The organism is Roseovarius nubinhibens ISM (genome assembly GCF_000152625.1).
GTDB classification, from domain to species: domain Bacteria; phylum Pseudomonadota; class Alphaproteobacteria; order Rhodobacterales; family Rhodobacteraceae; genus Roseovarius; species Roseovarius nubinhibens.
Genome location: NZ_CH724156.1, coordinates 1,697,014 through 1,719,145, shown reverse-complemented (window position 1 = coordinate 1,719,145; position 22,132 = coordinate 1,697,014). Strand labels below are relative to the sequence as shown.

Below are 22,132 nucleotides of genomic sequence, written 5' to 3'. Positions count from 1 at the left end.
GCCCCGTTTCACTCGGGCGCTCTGTGATATGTCAGAAAAAGATTTCGCGCGGCGTGTAGATCTTGAGCAGCATGGCGAAGAGCGCGTACATCACCGCCACATAGACGGCGGTCATCACGGCGCGTTTGATCCAGGTCTTTGCCTCGTTATGCGGCGCCGGATCGTAGAGCGTCAGCAGCAGGAAAAACGCGATGGCCCCGGCGGTGTAGAACCCGAGCGTCTCGGCCCCCCAGAAGAGATAGACCAGTGCCACCAGCAGCCCCGGCGCGAGGCGGCGCAGCGCCACGGTCGAGAGACCGTTGCCGACCTTGGTCCAACCCAAGAGGGCCTTGCCAAAGGTCCAGAGCGCCAGCACCACGAAGACGGTCGAGATCAGCCGCGGAAAGAGAAAGGCGTCGGCGGGCTCCTGGGTGTAGCTCAGCCAGGTGATCCAGATGCCGATGGCCGCGATGGCCCCCGAGGCGCAAATATGCTGGAGACGGGGCAGGCTTGGGGTGCTCATCCGTAGATCTCCTCTTTCGAAATGTAGCGGCGCGAGCGCAGCTCCATCCAGACCGAATAGGCGATGGAGGCGATCACGATGGCGATCAGGGCGATGTTCATGGTGCCACCGAAGAAGTAGCTGCCCATGCCGGTGGTGGCCTCGGCGATCATGCTGCCCTGGATGAAGTTGGCCTCGGCAATGGGGCCAAGGATCAGGCCAAGCACCAGCGGCGCGGCCGAAAAGCCGAAGCGTTCCAGGAAATACATCATGATGCCCAGCGCGGCCATGACATAGACATCGCCCATCGAGGATTGGATCGAGTAGCTGCCAAAGACCGCGAGGCCGAGGACAATCGCCGCCATGACATATTGCGGCACCTGCGCCACCCGGGCGGCGAGGCTCGCCACATAGAGGCCGAAGATGCACATCAGCACCTGCCCGATCAGCATCGAGTTGATGAAGGTCCAGGCCACGTCGGGGTGGTTGTCAAAGAGATCGGTGCCCGGGAAAATCCCGTGGATCAGCAGACCGCCCAAGAGCACCGCCGCCGTGGGCGAGCCGGGGATCGAGAGGGTCAGCAATGGCACGAGGCTCGGCCCGACCATGGCGTTGTTGGCGCTCTCGGCGGCGATGACGCCCTCGGAATGACCCTTGCCGAACTTGGCGCGTTCGGGGCTGAATTTCTTGGCCTGATCATAGGCGACGAGCCCGGCGATCTGACCGCCGACACCGGGGATCAACCCGATGATCGCGCCGGTGATGGTGCCGATGCTGAGCGCCCGGGGGCGGCGGATGATTTCGCGCACGGCGGCCATGATCGAGTGTTTCTGCACCGCGATCACCTCTGTTTCGTCGGGGCGGCGGCCCTTGGCGAACATGGTGATGACCTGTGGGATGGCAAAGAGGCCGATCAGCGCGGCGATGATATTGATGCCGCCGCCAAGCGCGGGGTGAAAGATGAACCGCTGCGCACCCATGATGTCGTCAAAGCCGATGGTGGCGAGCCAGAGACCGATACAGCCGGACAAGAGCCCCTTGACCACCGAGGCGCTGTCGAGCGAGCCGATGACGGTGACGCCGAGAATGGCGAGCCAGAACAGGTGGCTCGGCCCGAAGGCCAGCGCCCATTGCGCCAGATAGGGTGTCAGGAAGATCAGCAGCAGAACGCCGATCACACCGCCCACCGCCGAGGCCAGAAAGCTCAGCTGCAGGGCGCGGGCGCCCTCGCCTTTCTGGGCCATGGTGTGACCGTCGAGCGTGGTGGCGATATTCGCCGGCGCGCCGGGGATCTTGAGCAAGATGGCACTCACCGCGCCGCCCGCCACCGTCGAGGTATAGGCCGCGCCCAACAGGATCAGCCCCTGCACCGGTGCGAGATGAAAGGTAAACGGGATCAGAAGCGCGACCGCCATGGTCGGCGACAGCCCCGGCGTGGCGCCAAGGATCAGCCCCCCGATCGTTCCGATCAGGAGCAGCCCAAAGGCCACAGGTTCGAACACAGCACCGAAGTAATTCAAGAACTCCACGTCATTCCTCCCTCTGACATGTCGTTGTTGACAGTTAAGGCTAGGGCATGAAAATAGTTTTGCAAATGTTTTCATTTTTGCCCCTGTGGAGGCCAGATTCATGTCGCGAAAACAAGGCGGTACACCCGATATTACCGATGTTGCAAAGGCGGCGGGCGTGTCGGCCTCGACAGTGTCGCGGGCGTTCAACCACCCCGAGCTTCTCAAACCGGCGACTCGCAAGAAGATTGACCGGGCGGTGCAGCGTCTGGGCTATATTCGCAACCGCGCGGCGCAGGTGATGCATGGGCGGCGCAGCGGCACCGTCGGCCTTGTGGTGCCAACCATCGACAACGCGATTTTCGCCGAGGTGATCCAGAGCTTTTCGCAGCGGCTCGATGCGCATGGGTTCACCATGTTGATCGTCAGCCACGGGTTCGATCTCGACCGGGAATACGCGATGACCCGCAAGCTCTTGGAGCATCGGGTCGATGGGCTGGTGCTGATCGGGCTCGAACATTCGGAGGCGACCTATCAGCTCATCGCACGGCAGGGCGTCGCGAGCATGGCGCTTTGGAACTATCGGGACGGGGCCGAGCTGCCGTGTATCGGGGTCGACAATGACGAGGCGGGGCGGATGGCGGTGGGGCATTTGCTGGACCTCGGGCATCGCGATATTGGCCTTATTTTTCCGGACCCTACCGGCAATGACCGGGCGCGGGGTCGGATGGTCGGGGCGGAGGCGGCGCTGCGGGAGACGGGGATCGAGGTGCCGGAGAACTGGCGGCTCGAGGCGCCTTACAGCATCTCGGAGGCCAAGCGCGGGGCGTTGCGCCTCTTGGGTCAGGCGCGGCGGCCGACGGCGGTGCTTTGCGGCAATGACATCATCGCGCAAGGGGCTCTCTATGCGGCGAAACATCTGGGTCTTGGGGTGCCGGAGGATCTGTCGGTGATGGGGATCGGCGATTTCAAAGGGTCGAGCGAGATCGAGCCGTCGCTGTCCACGATCCGCATCCCGGCCAAGCGGATCGGGACGCTAGCGGCGGATCATATCGCGGCGGCGGTGACCGGCGAGAATGACGGCAGCGTGGCGCGGAAATGCCGGCTGCGGGTGATGGCACGGCAGTCGACCGGCCCGGTGGGCGATGCGGGTTGAGGGGGTGAAATGCCACGTCGGTAACACGTCGGTATTGCGGCGGCAGAACGACGGTGGGGGAAATGGGGTTGCGGGGGAGGTGAAAGGCCGCATTCGCCTTGGGACGCGCTTTATTGTCGGGCATGGTTAGGAACGGAGATCGTTTTCCGTGGCGGAGTTGATCCAAGCGGGCGGTGGTGCCGTCGGGGAGGACGAGCTTATCCGCGTCGGCGATGGCCCTGCGATGCCATTCCTGTGGGAGTTTGGTGACACGCTTCCCAAGCCCGAAGATTTCGTGCTCGCCTGTTCGGGAACGACGTTAGAGGACATCTATCGAGCGGCGGAATGGGAAAGCCAAGGCCCGCGAATGGGCGCGCCCATGGTGTTGGATCGCGGCCCTGTTCAGCCGCTCATTGGCGTTGCGCGACAGGCCATGCCGCGCAACGAGCCGCTTGGGGTGGTGCATTCGCTTGTGGTTTCCGCCAAGCCGCAAAGCGCGTGACTCGCCAAGGGTTCGGCGCGGCTTAGCGCGGGTCAGATTGATTGAGACGACACGGGAGCTGTGTCAGGATTTGTTGTCGCGGATAGAGATCATCAGCTTGCAGGTCTTGCACTCGCCGCATTCGTGGAACCCCTGGTCGGTTCTCACCGGTCGGCGGCAGGTCCAGCATAGATCGACCAGATCCTGCCCCATATAGTCCATCAGTTCGCGTTTGGGTTGGAGGATCGGCCGCAGGTATTTTGGCGGCGCGTTGGGAAAGCATGTCGCCGCAATGGCTGCGAGGATATAGGGGAGCCGATTGGTCGCAGGTCTCTGAGCGGCCTGATCCCCTGAAGCGGAGAGCCCGACTTCGTCGTTTTCCTCTTCGGCGTCATGCGCCTCTTCCAGATTGAACCCGAGCATCCAAAAATCGGCCATACCTCCGGTTTCGAGAAGATGGTTGGTCGCCGCGATTCCTGCCTCTGATGCCACCGTGATGACATCATAGCCCATGGCGTAGAGGCCACTTCGGTCCACCGTGCTCTCCGTGTAAACAAAATCGCGATAATTCCTTCGGCAATATTCAACGATTTTTTTGCAGGCATGTGCCTCGGCCCTATGGCGGCCTTCGAGATTGATCAGATGCACATGGTGGACGAGCACAAGATCTTCAGTTTCCCGCAAGGCCTGAGCCAGAAGAAAGGTGCTGTCGATCCCACCGGACAGCATGATGAGGCGGGTAAATTTCGGTTTTTTCGGTCTTTTCGTCATGCTGCCCTCTACACAATCTGCAACCGGCCATGGCAGTAAAATGATCCGGTTTTATAAACACCTTTGAGCGACGGTATTCCCTCTTCGCGACAATTAACAGTCGACGCGTTGCGCGATCAGACCTAAATTGCCCTGAACCTCAAGGGTCCGTTAGCTGGACCTGACTGGGTAGATGTATTGTGGGTGGAGACGAGCATGGCACAGGACGATGAACGCATGGATGCGCAAACCTTTGGATCCACCATGGGAAATGCCGTGTGGTTGATGACGATGGATAAGGCCTATCGAGACCGGCAAATCCGAGAGGTTGAGGCCATCGTGGCCACCCCGATTTTGCTGCGGCAATTCAAGCTTTATTCCAAGGATAATCAGCCGGTGGCCTTTCTCACTTGGGCCAGCCTCTCTGAGGATGCCAAGGCGCGGCTGGAAGCAGGCGAAACGTTGGGTTTGGAAGATTGGCGATCCGGCAAAAACCTGACAGTGGTGGATGTTGTGTCGCCCTTCAACCCGGCGGAGGTTTTCCGGCAACGCTTCTGGAAAGCGGTGCAGGCGGACGCTTAAGGCAGTAGCGCGGCGCTTTGGGATGCGAAAGCCTTCTGCGTACTGCTTCCCGGTAGCAATAGAATATCCGAAAATGTTGCCTATGTGAAATTCACTTCCTGAATTCTCTCACCACATAGCTCGCCGTAGACGACGCCTCTAATCGGAATGGTGATTCGAAGCTACAGAAAACTCCATTCGCGTATTTCAGTATCGCATCTCGTCGCGCTGAAAATTAACCCGAGACAGCCTTTCAATCGAAGAAACCTCCGACAAGAACTTTAAAATTCTGGCACTCTCGGAGATATGATGTGATAATCGTTAAGCTAGACCCCAAAAGCTGAAGGCCGGCTGTGTAAACGCGGCCAGAAGATTTAGAATTTAGGGGCGTTGCTTTGACGAGTGTTTGATTGGTTGACGAGGTAGTTGTGTGACGCAATTGGGTAGCGCGATAGGCAATCTGGGAAAGCAAATTTTGCTCCCCAGAAGTACAGTAAAATCTCCACTCAAAAATTTACTTTGCAATTCGGTGCCCTATGGGCGCGATGGTGAATTGTGCCGTTACATCTTCCCGCCCATTAAGCCATTGGCTACGCTCACAATTTCCGCAAAAAACCTGAAGCCTCACGACCTCCGAGAAACGGCGGCCTCACCGGCATGCGCCTTCCAGATGCCATCAGGAAAGAAACCGACATGACACCACACGCCACAGAGCGCGCATCCTGCGCAGAGATTCTTATTGAAAATGGCAAAGCTGGTGGAGCCTGTGATGCGTCTTCGCCGAAAACAGTTCCCACTTTCCGCGCTAGTTTAGCGGCACATTCCGCTTTGCTTGGGGAACCACTTGATGAGGCCGCACTTTCTGGGTCCGAAACCGGATGGGTAGAGCCAGGCAGCTCGAGCTGGCGGACATATAATTTCGAAGTCGCCAAACACCATAACTATGTTGCTCAAGGTGTTCGGGTTCACAACCAATCTATCCTGTCTTTGCTCAAACCTGAGGAATTGAACGCGATTAAACGGATCGAGTTAGACGAAAATGGCAAGCCTGACTTCGTCGTTACCCGTACAAATATAGGCAATACCGAAGCGGAAACCATCATAAAATCCACTGAGGGCGACACGCTTGTAGGCGTTGTCGAAACCACGACTTCAGATGGTCTCGGCACTGTGCTGTACGAACGTGTCATACGCCATGCTGATGGAAGAGAAGAGGTTGTGCGTGAGTTGCAGCCGCTCTTTGGTCAATTCCAAGGGGAGGCCGTGGGCAAGGCGCTGACCCCGTTCCTAACCCGAGCGATTATCGGGAATGACGGAAGTGTTTTCCAAGAGATCGCAGCGGAGACATTCCTTGGCACGATCATGGAGAACTTTGCGGGAACCGTTGGTGCGCTGATTGATCGCGGCATCCAAGATCATGGCACTTTTGATTTTGGACAGCAGTTCCAAACCATTTCCAAGGGCGTCTTTGAGGATATTGGTCAAGAATTGGTCGTCAACGGGGTGAACGCCTCAATCGGTGCCGTGAACCAATTGATCATGGCAGAGATTTTTGGCAGTGCCGGCGCAGATAACGTTGGCGATTCCATTGTGCAAGCTTTGGCAAGCGCCTCCATCAACAGTGTGCTGACCTATGGCGCGCAGCAATTGTTCAATTCGCAGTTCCTTAAAGATCTTTTCATCAACATCGGCTTCAGCGATGAGCAAATCGGAAGCATAATCGGTTCCTTTGGATCAGGGAGGGCAATATTCTCAGGAACGGAAGGCATCACCAATGCAATAGGCTTTGATCCCGTTAGTCTTGTCATAAACCTAATTATTCAGAAGACACTACCACCTATTGAAACACTGGAAGGTAATGTCGCATCGGCAATCACCGGGGCACTCCTAAGCGCATGGAGCGTCATTCAGAACACCTTCAACGCAGGGGGACCTATAACAATTGTAGTCTCCTTCCTTGTTGGGAAAATTTTCGACAAGATTTTTGAAAAGCATCCCCAAGCCTGGACCAAGGTTGGCTTCAATGAGGAAACCGGCCTGTTTGAGCTGACAGGCACTTGGACCGATGACGGCGGCAACGCCCAGCTGTCGCAAGATCTGGCGCAGGCCTATGTCGACGCGATCAACGGATTTGTCCAAGAGGTGAAATCCCAATCCAACAACTTCGATGAACTGGGGCAATGGTCGTTTGGCCATTACGAGAGTGCGCTGAAGAATGCTGGTATCCGGGGCAAGACCTTTGGCGAGTTTCAGGATGCCTATCTTCACGCCTATGTCGAAGATCTGACCCGTGCTCAGGTCAACGATGGCCAGATGGTGGCTGTGAAGGCTATCGAAGATCTCAATGTCGCCCAGCTGCGTATCGATCACCGCCTGAAGCTCTTGATCCAAGCGCTGGATGCTGTTGACGTCCTGACCGCAGTGGATGTTCAGACCGTGCGGGTTTGGGGCGGTGAGGGTGGTAACTACAAAACGACAAGGACGCCGATTTTCGCCGAGAACCTGCGAGAGAAAATCGAGTATCTCGCGACGGATGGGGGCAGTGTTACTCTTGTCCCGGCGTCAGGTCAGGGCGAAGGCCGGGTACCGGCAATCGTCGTGAACGTCCTCGATACGGTGCACACGGTTTATGTCTCTGGTGGCGAAGGCGAAGGCGGCACAGCATGGCGTGTGATCAGAGCCCGCCCAGATATTGACCTGCAGTTTGCACTTGAGCAGCTCACGCAATCACAATCGCTCCGCGATTTGCTGGCCAATTATGATTTCGAAACCTATGACGAGCTTCTGGCTCTTGGTGGCTTTACGGAATCCACATTCGATGATGAGGCAATTCACACTAAGGTCGCCTCTACGCTTCAGATCGCATCCGACTACCACAAGTACATGGAAAACAAGGATGAGATCGACCTTCTCATTACCTTGTCGCCGAGCAGTGCGTTGGCTGCGGGCTGGCTCCAGACCATTCAATACGCCGAAATGATGGGCCTGACCGGGTCCTATGATGAGACCGGGGATGCCATCGGGAACAATTTCTTCACCGCAGAAGGTGATGACGTTGTACGCGGCGCAGGCGGGGACGACGATATCCGCACCTATTCTGGCGATGATACGATTTATGGTGGCACCGGCAATGACTCGCTCAACGCGGGGTCTGGCGACAATATCGTCTATGGGAATTCCGGCGACGATACCTTTGTCGTAAATTCAAACGGCGCAACCAGCACCACGATTGTTGAACGCGCCAATGAAGGGCACGACTTAATTTTGTTTGATGCCCGATTTGGCAGTGTGGACATCCAGTTTGATGAAGATGCCAACGGGTTCGTCGCCAGCTGGGGGCATAGCACGATTAAAGCGCAAGGCGTCGAGGCCATCGCTTATCGCTTTCTTCCGGACAATGACGGCAACGAGCAGATCATCGAGATTGCACTCGATGACATTAAGCAAGGTGACGGGAGCGAGCATAGCCTCTCCGGAAGCAACCGCTCTGACTACCTAGAACACGGCGCCCTTCCGGAGGGCAATCAGGCGACAAAGTACTACTACGGCAGTGGGGGTGATGACCTTTACATCTACCGCAAAGATATGGGCAATCTCACCTTGCTCGGCGAGACGGCAGCGAGCGGAAATGCGGACAGGCTTATTCTACGTGACCTGAACCAAGACGATGTCACGCTATCGCTTCGCAATATCGATGGGCAGGATAATCTGCAGATTGATTGGGCGGATGAAACCGGAAACGGCACCGTGGTGATCGATGGGTTTGGCGATCATATTGAAGCGATCCAGTTTGCAGATGGGTCAACGCTCAGCAGTATTGATCCGGCCTCATTCCGACGGCTTCCGGTTTCCGAGACCTCAAGGAATCCGGAACGAGTGGCGCTCTATACCAATGACACGAGAGAGCAACTGAACGGCACGAGTGGTGATGACGTCATTCGCGCCCCCGATTTGGGAGATATGGTTTATATCTTCGGGGGCTCGGGCAATGACACGCTGATCGGCAGCGAGACGGGGCAGGATGATCTGCGCGGTGATGCCGGCAACGATGTTTTGAAGGTCGGCGGCAACATCCACGGTGGCAGCCAGATGATCTATGGCGGCTCTGGCGATGACACGTTCCACATCCAAGCGAATTCGGGCTCTGTGAGGATGACCTATAGCGGCGAGGTCGCGAATGGCGGCTTTGATCGGATCGTGTTCGATGACATCGCGCTAAACGATCTGACCTCTATCACCAGCCACAATGCCGGCGCAGACAATCCCTATGGGATAATCGTCTATCTGAACTGGGAGGTTAATGGTGTCACCGGTCAGCTGAGCCTGTCGAACAACGCTCAACATATCGAGGCGTTCGAGTTTGCGGATGGCACGGTGCTCAGCCGGATCGACGCGGACTGGCTCAAGTATCATCCGAGCTACGGCGCCTCCAGCGACTCTGTCCAATCGGCGAAATACGCCAACGACACAAGGGAACGGATTTACGGCACTGGAGAGAGCGATACTCTCAATGTCGGCTCCCTGAACTATGTCTATGCGATGGGCGGTGACGATGTCATCACCTTCAGCGGTCAAAGCAGCTTTCAGTATATCTACGGCCATGGCGGGAACGATACCTATCGCTATAGCGCCCCGATGAATGGCAGCCTCGTCTATCTCTCGAGCTCCGCAGAAACCGCCACATCCGGCGAGGCGGATCGGTTCGTCTTTACCGATCTCAATCTCGAGGATTTCACCTTCACCACCTACGATTACACCCAAGGCGGCACGGTCAATTCTGCGGAAGGGGTCTCGCTGCGCATGCTCTGGTCCAAGGACGGGGCTTCGGGTGAGGTACGCCTGGCCAATATGGGCGAGCAGATCGAGGCGTTCGAGTTTGCGGATGGCACGGTGCTCAGCCGGATCGACGCGGACTGGCTGAAGTATCATCCGAGCTACGGCGCCTCCAGCGATTCTGTCCAATCGGCGAGATTTGCCAGTGATACGAGGGACAAGATCTATGCTACAGGCGAGAGCGATACTCTCAATGTCGGCTCCCTGAACTATGTCTATGCGATGGGCGGTGACGATGTCATCACCTTCAGCGGTGATACCAGCTTCCAATATATCTACGGCCATGGCGGGAACGATACCTATCGCTATAGCGCCCCGATGAATGGCAGCCTCGTCTATCTCTCGAGCTCCGCAGAAACCGCCACATCCGGCGAGGCGGATCGGTTCGTCTTTACCGATCTCAATCTCGAGGATTTCACCTTCACCACCTACGATTACACCCAAGGCGGCACGGTCAATTCTGCGGAAGGGGTCTCGCTGCGCATGCTCTGGTCCAAGGACGGGGCTTCGGGTGAGGTGCGCCTGGCCAATATGGGCGAGCAGATCGAGGAATTCGAGTTTGCGGATGGGTCGGTGCTCAGCCGGATCGAACCGGATTGGTTCCGGCGACATCCGAGCTATGGCGCCTCCAGTGACCCCGATCGGGCGGAGCTCTATGCCAGTGATGACCGGGATCGCCTAGATGGCACGAGTGGTGATGACGTCATTCGCGCCCCCGATTTGGGAGATATGGTTTATATCTTCGGGGGCTCGGGCAATGACACGCTGATCGGCAGCGAGACGGGGCAGGATGATCTGCGCGGTGATGCCGGCAACGATGTTTTGAAGGTCGGCGGCAACATCCACGGTGGCAGCCAGATGATCTATGGCGGCTCTGGCGATGACACGTTCCACATCCAAGCGAATTCGGGCTCTGTGAGGATGACCTATAGCGGCGAGGTCGCGAATGGCGGCTTTGATCGGATCGTGTTCGATGACATCGCGCTAAACGATCTGACCTCTATCACCAGCCACAATGCCGGCGCAGACAATCCCTATGGGATAATCGTCTATCTGAACTGGGAGGTTAATGGTGTCACCGGTCAGCTGAGCCTGTCGAACAACGCTCAACATATCGAGGCGTTCGAGTTTGCGGATGGCACGGTGCTCAGCCGGATCGACGCGGACTGGCTCAAGTATCATCCGAGCTACGGCGCCTCCAGCGACTCTGTCCAATCGGCGAAATACGCCAACGACACAAGGGAACGGATTTACGGCACTGGAGAGAGCGATACTCTCAATGTTGGCTCGCTGAACTATGTCTATGCGGGGGCCGGTGACGATGTCATCACCTTCAGCGGTCAAAGCAGCTTTCAGTATATCTACGGCCATGGCGGGAACGATACCTATCGCTATAGCGCCCCGATGAATGGCAGCCTCGTCTATCTCTCGAGCTCCGCAGAAACCGCCACATCCGGCGAGGCGGATCGGTTCGTCTTTACCGATCTCAATCTCGAGGATTTCACCTTCACCACCTACGATTACACCCAAGGCGGCACGGTCAATTCTGCGGAAGGGGTCTCGCTGCGCATGCTCTGGTCCAAGGACGGGGCTTCGGGTGAGGTGCGCCTGGCCAATATGGGCGAGCAGATCGAGGCGTTCGAGTTTGCGGATGGCACGGTGCTCAGCCGGATCGACGCGGACTGGCTGAAGTATCATCCGAGCTACGGCGCCTCCAGCGATTCTGTCCAATCGGCGAGATTTGCCAGTGATACGAGGGACAAGATCTATGCTACAGGCGAGAGCGATACTCTCAATGTCGGCTCCCTGAACTATGTCTATGCGATGGGCGGTGACGATGTCATCACCTTCAGCGGTGATACCAGCTTCCAATATATCTACGGCCATGGCGGGAACGATACCTATCGCTATAGCGCCCCGATGAATGGCAGCCTCGTCTATCTCTCGAGCTCCGCAGAAACCGCCACATCCGGCGAGGCGGATCGGTTCGTCTTTACCGATCTCAATCTCGAGGATTTCACCTTCACCACCTACGATTACACCCAAGGCGGCACGGTCAATTCTGCGGAAGGGGTCTCGCTGCGCATGCTCTGGTCCAAGGACGGGGCTTCGGGTGAGGTACGCCTGGCCAATATGGGCGGGCAGATCGAGGAATTCGAGTTTGCGGATGGCACGGTGCTCAGCCGGATCGACGCGGACTGGCTGAAGTATCATCCGAGCTACGGCGCCTCCAGCGATTCTGTCCAATCGGCGAGACACGCGAGTGACACAAGGGACAGGATCTATGCTACAGAAGAGGCGGATACCCTTAATGTCGGCGCGTTGAACTTTGTCTTTGCGATGGGCGGTGACGATGTCATCACCTTCAGCGGTGATACCAGCTTCCAATATATCTACGGCCATGGCGGGAACGATACCTATCGCTATAGCGCCCCGATGAATGGCAGCCTCGTCTATCTCTCGAGCTCCGCAGAAACCGCCACATCCGGCGAGGCGGATCGGTTCGTCTTTACCGATCTCAATCTCGAGGATTTCACCTTCACCACCTACGATTACACCCAAGGCGGCACGGTCAATTCTGCGGAAGGGGTCTCGCTGCGCATGCTCTGGTCCAAGGACGGGGCTTCGGGTGAGGTACGCCTGGCCAATATGGGCGAGCAGATCGAGGAATTCGAGTTTGCGGATGGCACGGTGCTGGATCATGACGACTTTGTGTTTGTCTGAGGTTCTTGATCTACATGGATGATCGTTTCATTGCGCCCGGCCCTGCCGAGCTTCGTGCGGCTCGCCGTGCCTCGCGTGGCCTCTATTGGTTCGTAGGTCTTTTCAGTGTGCTGGTGAACCTGTTGATGCTGACAGGTCCGCTCTACATGCTGCAGATTTATGACCGGGTTTTGGGAAGCCGATCCGTAGAAACGCTGGTGGCACTGACTGGTCTGGTTGCGTTTCTGTATGGGATGATGGGGCTTCTCGACTATGCCCGGGGACGGGTGATGGGCCGGGTTGGTGCGCGATTTCAGGCACGACTTGACCGGCGTGCGTTCGATGCGGTGATCCGCAAATCAGCCATCCAGCCTGATGAACGCTCCGCCACGGGTCTGAGCGACCTAGAGGCGGTGCAACGACTGATTACGTCGCCTGTTCTCATGGCGATTTTTGACCTTCCTTGGACCCCCATCTTTCTGGCGGGGATATGGATCTTTCATCCATGGCTTGGCACGCTGGCTTTGGTGGGGGGGAGCATCCTGATTCTAGTGGCAGTTTTCAATCAGCTGGTAACGCGCGGCCCGGTAAACAAGGCCACTGCCGCCTCGGTGCGCTCTGAGACCATGGCGGCGCAGATCCGATCCGAAGCGGAGCCTATCCAGGCGATGGGAATGCGCGACGCCGCCTTTGATCGCTGGCAAAGGATGCGGGGCGAGACGCTCGCCCAGCAGATACGGTCTGCCGATATTGGAGGAACGTTTTCGGTCACCACCAAAACCTTTCGTTTGTTCCTGCAATCGGCAATGCTTGCCGTGGGGGCCTATCTCGTTCTGAGGAATGAACTGTCACCGGGGGCGATGATCGCAGGGTCGATCCTGTTGGGTCGTGCGCTCGCCCCAGTCGAGCTGGCCGTAGGGCAATGGGCTTTGGTCCAGCGGGCCATGAAGGGTTGGACCAATCTGGGAGAGCTTCTCGCGCAGGTGCCTCCTGAACATTCACGTACCGATCTTCCCAAACCGAAGGCCCGACTAGAGCTCGATCGGGTGACCATCGTCCCTCCGGGAGAGAACCAACCTGCCTTACGGAGCATCAATTTTTCTGTCGCGCCAGGCGAAGCGATTGGCGTGATTGGCGTATCAGGATCAGGCAAATCGACGCTCGCGAAGGCGATCACCGGTGTCTGGAGACCCGCTGCCGGTGAAGTGCGGCTGGACGGGGCCGCATTGGATCAATACGCGCCGAGCATCCTGGGACAACATGTCGGCTATCTACCTCAGAGGATACAGCTTTTTGACGGGACCATCGCGGAGAATATCGCCAAGCTCGCCGACACCCCCGATTCAGCACAGGTGGTCGCGGCGGCCCAGCGTGCCGATGCGCATGACATGATACTCAAACTTCCGAAAGGATATGACACCGCGGTCACGGCTTCAGGAGGGCGGCTGTCTGGTGGGCAGATTCAACGCATTGGGCTTGCCAGAGCAATGTTCGGGGATCCGGTCATACTTGTGCTGGATGAGCCGAACTCCAATCTCGACAATGAAGGCAGTGAGGCCGTCAACCGAGCCATCCGCGGTTTTAAGGAAGCTGGGAAATCCGTGCTCATCATGGCGCATCGTCCTGCTGCGATTCAGGAATGCGACAAGCTTTTGATGCTCGAGCAAGGCTTGGTGCGCGCCTTTGGGCCCAAAGACGAAGTCCTTCGTGAGGTGGTCAGGAACAGCACTCAGATCGTTCAGAATACTGGAAAGGCCGGTATACAGTGAGCAATGATCTGGAGACTCATCACAGCTGGCCTGCGCGCCGTCCGTTATTCATTGGAGTGTTTGCCACCACTTTGCTCTTGGGCGGGTTTGGGTCTTGGGCCGTCCTGACCAATATCGCGGGTGCCGTCATTGCCAATGGCCAGATCGAAGTCGACCAAAATCGCCAAGTGGTTCAGCATCCCGATGGCGGCGTCGTCGCCGAGATCCTTGTAGATGAGGGTACGGCTGTCGAAGTTGGGGATGTGCTCATACGGTTAGATGCGACGCAGCTTACGTCCCAACTCACCATCACCGAGAACCAACTTGCCGAGTTCATGGCCCGTCGCGGGCGGTTGGAGGCTGAACGCGATGGTCGGAGCGAGATCACGTTCGACCCGATGCTTTTGTCGGTTGCGACGAGGGCCAATAGCGCACAAGCGATGATGGATGGGCAGATTAGGCTGCATGCAGCCCGGGCGGAAACCATCGCGCAGGAAAGCGAACAGCTGGAAAAGCGCCGTCAGCAAACGCAGGATCAGATCGGGGGCATCGTGGCCCAGCGAAGGGCCCTCGCGCGACAGATTGAGCTCATTGGCGAAGAGCTTACTGCGCAGCAGTCCCTGTTTGATAAGGGTTTGGCGCAGTCCTCGCGCATCTTGGCGCTGCAACGAGAGGAAGCCCGGCTTAGCGGCACCTTGGGCGAGCTGGATGCCTCCAAGGCACAGGCGGAGGGGCGGATAACCGAGATCAATATCGAGTTGCTCCGATTGACCTCAGCGCGGCGGGAGGAAGCCATCACCACGCTGCGTGATCTACAATTTCGCGAATTGGAAATGCACGAACAACGTTTGGCACTTTCGGAGCAATTGAGCCGTCTGGATATTCTCGCGCCCGTTCCCGGCATCGTGCATGGGCTCACTGTCTTTGCCCCGCGCTCAGTGTTGAGGCCGGCGGATCCTGTGCTCTTTATCGTTCCGCAGGATCGACCCTTGGTCATCGCGGCACAGGTTGATCCGCTTCACCGCGATCAAGTCTTTGTGGGGCAAGAGGTTTCGTTGCGTTTCTCGGCCCTCGATCAACGAGAGACCCCCGAGTTGTTTGGTCAAGTGGCCCAGATATCCGCGGACGCTTTTGAGGACGAGGCAACCCGGCTCGCCTATTATCGGGCGGAGATCACTCTCAGTGATGAAGAACGCGCGCGGTTGCCGGAAGATGTGAAGCTGGTCCCGGGGATGCCTGTGGAGGCCTTTATCAGGACCTCGGACCGCACCCCGATCTACTATTTGACGAAGCCGCTGGTTGATTACTTCACGAAGGCCTTTCGGGAGTGAAATGCCACGTCGGTAACACGTCGGTATTGCGGCTGCAGGACGACGGTGGGGGAAATGGGGTTGTGGGGGAGATGTTTACTTGGCGCAGAACTGACGCGAGATCTTGGTTCCGCTGATGCCTCTACCACATTGATAGACCGTAAACACGGCCCTTCCTCCGGTGCCGATACAGAGTTTGGCCTAAGGAGTGGTTTTGTGACCTATAGTGACCGCTTTATGCCAGAAAGCGCTCTGGCATAGGTTTGACTGGCGACGCTCAAGAGCTTTGACGGACGCGGCAGGAAGTGAAGGCTGGCTCATTTTCCTGAGGCGAGAAGTGGGGCATCTAGCAGGTCAACTCTCTCGTTGAGTTCTGCGGTTTCCATTGATTGCAGGGGCGAAGATCGGCGGCGCGGAGCCGTCTCGGAGGGTGCGCTATTTTTCATGTGGATTTTGTATCCATTATCCGATAATGAGGGATCATCGCCGCTCGGCCCCCCGAGGCTTGAGGGCGGGTTGCCACAGACATATCCGGGGTCGGCTCGCCGCAAGAGACGTCCCCGCGCGCGCCAGATTGAAAGGACGCCCGATGACGAAAACAGTTTTCTCCGGCACGATGCCGGCGCTGATGACCCCCTGCACCGCGGATCGCAAACCCGATTTCGACGCGCTGGTCCGCAAGGGCCAGGAGATGATCGACGCGGGCATGTCGGCGGTGGTCTATTGCGGGTCGATGGGGGATTGGCCGCTGTTGACCGATGCCGAGCGCATGGAAGGGGTCGAGCGGCTGGTGGCGGCGGGGCTGCCGGTGGTGGTTGGCACCGGGGCGATCAATTCGGCCTCGGCCGTGGCCCATGCGGCGCATGCCCAGAAGGTCGGGGCGGTGGGTCTCATGGTGATCCCGCGGGTGCTGTCGCGGGGCGCGTCCATTGCCGCGCAGCGTCACCATTTCAAAGCCATTCTCGAGGCCGCGCCGGATGTGCCCGCGATCATCTACAACAGCCCCTATTACGGGTTTGCCACGCGCGCCGATCTGTTCTTTGCGCTGCGGGCCGAGCATCCGAACCTCATCGGGTTCAAGGAATTCGGCGGGGCGGCGGATCTGCGCTATGCGGCGGAAAACATCACCTCGCAGGATGACAAGGTGACGCTCATGGTGGGGGTCGATACGCAGGTGTTCCACGGGTTCGTCAATTGCGGTGCCACCGGGTCGATCACCGGCATCGGCACGGCGCTGCCCAAGGAGGCGCTCTTGTTGGCGGCGCTGTCGCAGGAGGCGGCGAAGGGCTCGGCCGAGGCGCGGGCGCGGGCGCTCGAACTCACCGAGGCGATCGAGGTTCTGTCGAGCTTTGATGAGGGGCCGGATCTGGTGCTCTATTACAAGCATCTTCTGGTGCTGAATGGCGAGGAGGAATACCGGCTGCATTTCAACGAGACCGATGCGCTCAGCCCGTCGCAGCAGAAATATTGCGAGGCGCAATATGCGCTGTTCCGCAGCTGGTTTGCCGATTGGCGCAAACAGGGCGGCGTGATCGAGAGCTGTCTCGCGCAATTGGGCGCGTAAGGCGGGCCCGGCGGCAGCGCGGTGCCGCCGCCGGGATAGGCAATTGGGTCGGGTCGTGGCGGTTTGGCATTGACGGGTTTTCCTGAGGCCATCCCTGCCGCATGATCCGGCAGGGAGAGAGGGAGAGCCGGAATGCGCAGCAGCAAGATCATCCATGTGATTTCAGCCCATGCCGAGGGCGAGGTTGGCGATGTCATCGTCGGCGGGGTGGCACCGCCGCCGGGCGCGACGCTCTGGGATCAGCGGCGGCATGTGGCCGAGGATGGGGTGTTGCGGAACTTCATGCTCAACGAGCCGCGTGGTGGGGTGTTTCGCCATGTCAATCTGCTCGTCCCGCCGAAGCATCCGGAGGCGGATGCGGCGTTTATCATCATGGAGCCTGAGGACACGCCGCCGATGTCGGGGTCAAATTCGATCTGCGTCTCGACCGTGTTGCTCGATGCAGGGCTCCTGCCGATGCAGGAACCCGAGACGCATCTGACGCTCGAGGCGCCGGGGGGATTGGTGCGGGTGCGGGCCGAATGTCGGGATGGCAAGGCGGAGCGCATCCATATCCGCAACCTGCCCTGTTTTGCCGATCGGCTCGACGTGGCCTTGGAGGTCGAAGGCTATGGGACGCTGCGGGTCGATACGGCCTATGGCGGCGACAGTTTCGTGATGGTGGATGCGGCGGCGCTTGGGTTTACGCTCGAGCCGTCGGAGGCCAAGGCGCTGGCCCAGCTTGGCGTGGCGATCACCGATGCGGCCAATGCGCAGATCGGGTTTCGTCATCCCGAGCAGCCGGAATGGGACCATATCTCGTTCTGTGCCTTCTGTGGCCCGTTGGAGGCGATGGCGGACGGGCTGCGCAGCCGACAGGCGGTGGCCATTCAGCCCGGCAAGATCGACCGGTCGCCCACCGGGACGGCGGTGTCGGCGCGGCTCGCGGTGATGGCGGCGCGGGGGCAGATCGGGGCGGGCGCGCGCTATGAGGCGCTGTCGATCATCGGCTCGCAATTCGAGGGCCGGATCCTGGGCGAGACGCAGGTCGGCGACCGCGCGGCGGTGATCCCGGAGATCAGTGGCCGGGGTTGGATCACCGGGACGCATCAGCACATGCTCGACCCCGGCGACCCCTGGCCCGAGGGCTATCGGCTGCGCGATACCTGGGGGGCGTGAGGGCGCGCGTTTGACGGCGGGCGGCGGAGGCTTGGTTTTCGGGGCGGGTTATTTTAATGTATCCAAAATGCGCCATGACCGGAGACGCCCCTTGCCCAGCAAACGCCCCATCCCGAGACAGAGTCTGCCCGACGCCATCGCCAATGACATACGCGAGCGTATCCTCAATGGTGAGCTGGTCGAAGGCGAGGTGATCCGGCAGGAGGCGTTGGCCGATGAATATGACGTGTCGCGGATGCCGATACGCGAGGCGCTCAAGCGGCTGGATGCCGAGGGGCTGGTGCAGTTCACCACCAATCGCGGGGCCTCGGTGACCAAGCATTCGCTGCGCGAGATCGGCGAGATTTTCGACCTGCGCATCTTGCTTGAGGTCGATCTGTTTCGGCGGGCGATCCCGCTCATGGGGCCCAAGGATTTTGCCGCTTGCGAGGCGGTGCTCGAGCGAATGGAACAGGCCTATGATGCGGAAGACATTGGGAAATGGGGCGCTCTCAACTTTGAGTATCACTCGGCGCTTTATGCGGCGGCGGGGCGCGGGCTCACCCATGAGCTGTTGCAGCGGGTCAACTTGCAGTCGGATCGTTACGTGCGGATGCATCTGAGCGCGACGCCCGAACGGGGGCCGATCAAGCAGGAGCATCGCGATCTTCTCAACCTCGCGCGGGAGGGCAAGATCGACGAGGCCTGTGCGACGCTTGCGCATCATATCGCGCGGCCCAAGGGGCATCTTCTGGAACTGGTGGCGGCGCAGCGGGCGAGCGAGGCGGGCTAGCCCCCTGCCCGTACGGATGGCGCGCGAAACGCGGCTGGGGCTTTGGCTTGCGTTCATATTTTGGATACATTATCCACTAAACATGACCCTGACGCAGCCCACAGAATCGAGGCCGAAATGACTTTTCAACCGCATGGCAAACATCTCATCGACGGCGCATGGCAGGCCGGTTCCGAACAGGTGCCATCGGACCCGGTGGTCGGCCCGGCGCACCCGGTGTCGGTCGGCACGCCCGCGCATGTGGCGCGCGCCTGTGAGGCGGCGGAGGCGGCGTTCTGGAGCTATGGCTATAGCAGCCGGGCGCAGCGGGCCGCGTTTCTGCGCCGCATTGCCGAGGAGATCGACGCGCGTGGTGCCGAGATCACCGAGATCGGCACCCGTGAGACCGGTCTGCCGGGGGCGCGGCTCGAGGGGGAGCGGGGGCGGACCTGTGGCCAGCTGCGGCTCTTTGCCGATCACATCGAGGCGGGTGGCTATCTCGACCGGCGTCATGATACGGCGCTGCCCGAGCGGGCGCCGCTGCCGCGCCCCGATCTGCGGATGATCCAGCGCCCCATCGGGCCGGTGGCGGTGTTTGGCGCGTCGAACTTTCCGCTCGCCTTTTCCACGGCGGGCGGTGACACGGCGGCGGCGCTGGCGGCGGGCTGTCCGGTGGTGGTCAAGGGGCATGGCGCCCATCCCGGCACCGGCGAAATCGTGGCCGAGGCGATCCTTGCGGCGATCCGCGCCTGTGACATGCCGACAGGGGTGTTTTCCATGGTTCAGGGCGGCACCCGCGAGGTGGGCCAGGCGCTGGTGCAGCATCCGCTGATCAAGGCGGTGGGGTTCACCGGGTCGCTGGCCGGCGGGCGGGCGCTCTTTGATCTTTGTGCCGCGCGGCCCGAGCCCATTCCGTTCTTTGGCGAGCTTGGCTCGGTGAACCCGATGTTCCTTCTGCCCGAGGCGGTCGCGGCGCGGGGCGCAGAGATCGGCGCGGGCTGGGCCGGGTCGCTCAGCATGGGGGCGGGGCAGTTCTGCACCAACCCCGGTATCGCGGTGGTGGCAAAGGGCGCGGCGGGCGACGCGTTTGTCGCGGCGGCGCGGGCGGCGTTGGCCGAGGTCGCGCCGCAGGTCATGCTGACCGAAGGGATTGCCGCCGCGTACCGCGCGGGCAGCGCGCGGATGGCGCAGGTGCCCGGTGTCGAGACGCTGTTGCACGGCGAGGCCGGATCGCGCGAGGCGGCGGCGCAGCTTTTCGAGACGGATGCGGCGAGTTACCTCGCCTCGGAGGTGCTGTCGGAGGAGGTGTTTGGGCCGCTGGGGCTTGTCCTGCGGGTGGCCGATGCCGAGGAGATGGCCAAGGTGGCGCAGAGCCTTGCGGGGCAGTTGACCGTGACGCTGCAGATGGATGCGGGCGATGCGGCGGCGGCGCGGGCGCTGTTGCCGATCCTTGAGCGCAAGGCGGGACGGGTTCTGGTCAACGGCTTTCCGACCGGGGTCGAGGTCTGTGACGCGATGGTGCATGGCGGCCCCTACCCCGCCTCGACCAATTTCGGCGCCACCTCAGTCGGCACGCTGGCGATCCGGCGGTTCCTGCGTCCGGTCTGCTATCAGAACCTGCCCGAGGAGATCCTGCCCGCGGATCTCTGACGGCGCGGGGTTCCGCGTAAGCGCCCCGGAAGCGCCCTAAAATCACCGGGATTGCCCCTCAGATTTGCTGGTGAAACAGCGACATGAGGGACCGATGGGCGATTTTCAGGATGTGTTCGGCGCCGGCGCGGATGTCGAGGCGGTGATCGACGGGATCGTCGCCCAAGAGCTGCGCGCGGCGCGGGACGAGGCCACCGCGCGGGCGGCTGAGCCGGTGCGGCTCTGGTTTGCGACGCTCTATGAGGCGGAGCGCTGGGCCGAGGCGCGGCCCGAGGTCAATTACCTGCGGCGGCCGCATCTTGGCGGCTATGAGATGATCGTGCCGGGCGAGCAGTTCAGCCGCGCGCCCGAGGCGTTTTACGACACCGGGGCCGAGGTCGGGCTGGCGCGTTTGCCGGAGGAGCTGCGGGCCGAGGGCGGCCGGATGCGCGGCGATCTGCGGCTTGCCGAGGGGGCCGACAACCATGCAGGCGCGTTGCTGCGCGATCTCTGTGCGCAGCTGCCGCTGGGCCGGGCGCGGCAGTTTCCACTGCGGCTGACGCTGGGCGAGCTCTGCGTGACGATGGATGGCTGGAATGACCGGGCCGAGGCGGAAGATGCGCAGAGCCCGGCGTTTTGCCATCTTGTCGATCCGCGCCAAGGGACCGTGACCATTCTGGCCAAGGATCACACGGCGCTTGTCGCGCTGGTGACGGCGGAGGGGGAGCTGCGGCTCGAGCCTTGGGTGTTTGAGGCGGGGCCTCGGGGCGTCGAGGCCGAAGCCTGTCATGGCGATCATGATGAGGCCGTCTATGACGGGGCCTGCGCGATCTGCCGGATGTTTCATGGGGCGTCGGAGGCCGGAGCGCCGGAGGCCCGCGTGCCGGAGCGGCTGGCGCTGCATCTGGCGGCGGAGAGCCGCTATTGGGCCGAGACGCTGGAGCCTTATACCCGCAAGCTTGGGGCGGAGTGCCTGCCTGCGGCGCTGGTCCGGTTGGAGTTTACCCAAGATGCGGCGACGCGGGCACGGATCAGGGGCGACAGCATCGTGGCGGCCCATGCGATGTGCGCGAAACAGGGGTTTTCCGAGGGCTACCGCGTGACGCCCTGTGTCGTGCCGCGCGGGGCGGGACAGTTTGCGCCGCCGCAGATGCGGCTACGGGCCGGGAGCTATTGGTGTTTCGAGAGTTCAGACGCGGCTGCGCCAAAGCGGAAGGGGGCGTTTTCCATCGCGACACGCAGGCCTGCCGAGGCGGGGCATGGGGCGGAGAGCGAGGCGGATTGGTCCGAGGGCGCGGTGTTCACACCAGAGCTGTTGCAAGCGGCGGTGTCGGTGCGGGCGGCCCCCTGTCCGGGGCGGCAAAGCCTCATCGAGGCGCGGGACCTGGCAGCGGTTTGTGATCCGGCGCGGCTCGGCCCTCAGGCGCGGGCGCGGGCCGAGGCGGCGATGGCGCGGTTGCAGACGGTCTATGTGCATCCGAAGTTGGGCAAGGGGCTGCCCAATCTGCTGGACGGGTAAG

14 protein-coding genes are annotated in these 22,132 nt (G+C 60.3%); 11 read left to right on the top strand and 3 right to left on the bottom strand.

The window, feature by feature from the left end:
* Positions 1 to 31 precede the first annotated feature (31 nt).
* Together ISM_RS08270 and ISM_RS08265 are read right to left on the bottom strand one after the other, a co-directional pair.
* Positions 32 to 502: a tripartite tricarboxylate transporter TctB family protein gene (locus ISM_RS08270; protein WP_009813683.1), complete on the bottom strand. Its 471-nt coding sequence runs from the start codon at positions 500 to 502 to the stop codon at positions 32 to 34.
* On the bottom strand, positions 499 to 2,010 hold the full coding sequence (locus ISM_RS08265; RefSeq protein WP_040617966.1) for a tripartite tricarboxylate transporter permease: 1,512 nt from the start codon (positions 2,008 to 2,010) through the stop codon (positions 499 to 501). Before ISM_RS08265 ends, ISM_RS08270 begins: the two co-directional genes overlap by 4 nt.
* Before the next feature lie 100 nt (positions 2,011 to 2,110).
* Between ISM_RS08265 and ISM_RS08260 the strand changes: the two genes are divergently transcribed.
* On the top strand, positions 2,111 to 3,145 hold the full coding sequence (locus tag ISM_RS08260) for a LacI family DNA-binding transcriptional regulator (protein ID WP_009813681.1): 1,035 nt from the start codon (positions 2,111 to 2,113) through the stop codon (positions 3,143 to 3,145).
* Positions 3,146 to 3,293: 148 nt separating this feature from the next.
* Positions 3,294 to 3,626, top strand: a complete 333-nt coding sequence (locus ISM_RS08255) for a hypothetical protein (protein WP_009813680.1) — start codon at positions 3,294 to 3,296, stop codon at positions 3,624 to 3,626.
* Positions 3,627 to 3,689: 63 nt separating this feature from the next.
* Here the strand turns inward: ISM_RS08255 and ISM_RS08250 are convergent, their stop codons facing one another.
* Positions 3,690 to 4,376 (bottom strand): adenine nucleotide alpha hydrolase family protein, encoded by a 687-nt coding sequence (locus ISM_RS08250; RefSeq protein ID WP_009813679.1) that lies wholly within the window; start codon positions 4,374 to 4,376, stop codon positions 3,690 to 3,692.
* 195 nt (positions 4,377 to 4,571) lie between these two features.
* On the opposite strand from ISM_RS08250, the gene ISM_RS08245 reads away from it, so the two are divergent.
* The 9 genes from ISM_RS08245 (at position 4,572) to ISM_RS08205 (ending at position 22,131) form a co-directional block, all read left to right on the top strand.
* Positions 4,572 to 4,937 carry a toxin-activating lysine-acyltransferase gene (locus tag ISM_RS08245; RefSeq protein ID WP_050754127.1) on the top strand — a complete coding sequence of 122 codons (366 nt, stop codon included), beginning with the start codon at positions 4,572 to 4,574 and terminating at the stop codon, positions 4,935 to 4,937.
* Positions 4,938 to 5,609: 672 nt separating this feature from the next.
* The gene (locus ISM_RS08240; RefSeq protein ID WP_156783350.1) at positions 5,610 to 12,473 is read left to right on the top strand and encodes a calcium-binding protein; all 6,864 of its coding nucleotides are present in this window, start codon (positions 5,610 to 5,612) and stop codon (positions 12,471 to 12,473) included.
* A gap of 14 nt (positions 12,474 to 12,487) precedes the next feature.
* Positions 12,488 to 14,221 carry a type I secretion system permease/ATPase gene (locus tag ISM_RS08235; RefSeq protein ID WP_040617964.1) on the top strand — a complete coding sequence of 578 codons (1,734 nt, stop codon included), beginning with the start codon at positions 12,488 to 12,490 and terminating at the stop codon, positions 14,219 to 14,221.
* Positions 14,218 to 15,531, top strand: a complete 1,314-nt coding sequence (locus ISM_RS08230; protein WP_254655669.1) for an HlyD family type I secretion periplasmic adaptor subunit — start codon at positions 14,218 to 14,220, stop codon at positions 15,529 to 15,531. The genes ISM_RS08235 and ISM_RS08230 overlap by 4 nt, the downstream gene beginning before the upstream one ends.
* Positions 15,532 to 16,099: 568 nt before the next feature.
* Positions 16,100 to 17,074, top strand: a complete 975-nt coding sequence (locus ISM_RS08225; protein WP_040617963.1) for a dihydrodipicolinate synthase family protein — start codon at positions 16,100 to 16,102, stop codon at positions 17,072 to 17,074.
* A 132-nt stretch (positions 17,075 to 17,206) separates the two neighbouring features.
* Entirely contained in the window at positions 17,207 to 18,232 is a 1,026-nt protein-coding gene (locus tag ISM_RS08220) for a trans-3-hydroxy-L-proline dehydratase (RefSeq protein ID WP_009813673.1), read from the top strand.
* A 91-nt stretch (positions 18,233 to 18,323) separates the two neighbouring features.
* Positions 18,324 to 19,004 carry a GntR family transcriptional regulator gene (locus ISM_RS08215; RefSeq protein ID WP_156783349.1) on the top strand — a complete coding sequence of 227 codons (681 nt, stop codon included), beginning with the start codon at positions 18,324 to 18,326 and terminating at the stop codon, positions 19,002 to 19,004.
* 117 nt (positions 19,005 to 19,121) lie between these two features.
* Positions 19,122 to 20,633, top strand: a complete 1,512-nt coding sequence (locus ISM_RS08210; RefSeq protein WP_009813671.1) for an aldehyde dehydrogenase (NADP(+)) — start codon at positions 19,122 to 19,124, stop codon at positions 20,631 to 20,633.
* A 94-nt stretch (positions 20,634 to 20,727) separates the two neighbouring features.
* Positions 20,728 to 22,131: a hypothetical protein gene (locus tag ISM_RS08205; RefSeq protein ID WP_009813670.1), complete on the top strand. Its 1,404-nt coding sequence runs from the start codon at positions 20,728 to 20,730 to the stop codon at positions 22,129 to 22,131.
* Position 22,132 lies beyond the last annotated feature (1 nt).

Bases quoted from the DNA above. Each gene is read 5' to 3' on its own strand.
- ISM_RS08270 (WP_009813683.1), bottom strand. From the start codon at position 502: ATGAGCACCCCAAGCCTGCCCCGTCTCCAGCATATTTGCGCCTCGGGG.
- ISM_RS08260 (WP_009813681.1), top strand. From the start codon at position 2,111: ATGTCGCGAAAACAAGGCGGTACACCCGATATTACCGATGTTGCAAAG.
- ISM_RS08250 (WP_009813679.1), bottom strand. From the start codon at position 4,376: ATGACGAAAAGACCGAAAAAACCGAAATTTACCCGCCTCATCATGCTG.
- ISM_RS08245 (WP_050754127.1), top strand. From the start codon at position 4,572: ATGGCACAGGACGATGAACGCATGGATGCGCAAACCTTTGGATCCACC.
- ISM_RS08240 (WP_156783350.1), top strand. From the start codon at position 5,610: ATGACACCACACGCCACAGAGCGCGCATCCTGCGCAGAGATTCTTATT.
- ISM_RS08235 (WP_040617964.1), top strand. From the start codon at position 12,488: ATGGATGATCGTTTCATTGCGCCCGGCCCTGCCGAGCTTCGTGCGGCT.
- ISM_RS08225 (WP_040617963.1), top strand. From the start codon at position 16,100: ATGACGAAAACAGTTTTCTCCGGCACGATGCCGGCGCTGATGACCCCC.
- ISM_RS08220 (WP_009813673.1), top strand. From the start codon at position 17,207: ATGCGCAGCAGCAAGATCATCCATGTGATTTCAGCCCATGCCGAGGGC.
- ISM_RS08210 (WP_009813671.1), top strand. From the start codon at position 19,122: ATGACTTTTCAACCGCATGGCAAACATCTCATCGACGGCGCATGGCAG.
- ISM_RS08205 (WP_009813670.1), top strand. From the start codon at position 20,728: ATGGGCGATTTTCAGGATGTGTTCGGCGCCGGCGCGGATGTCGAGGCG.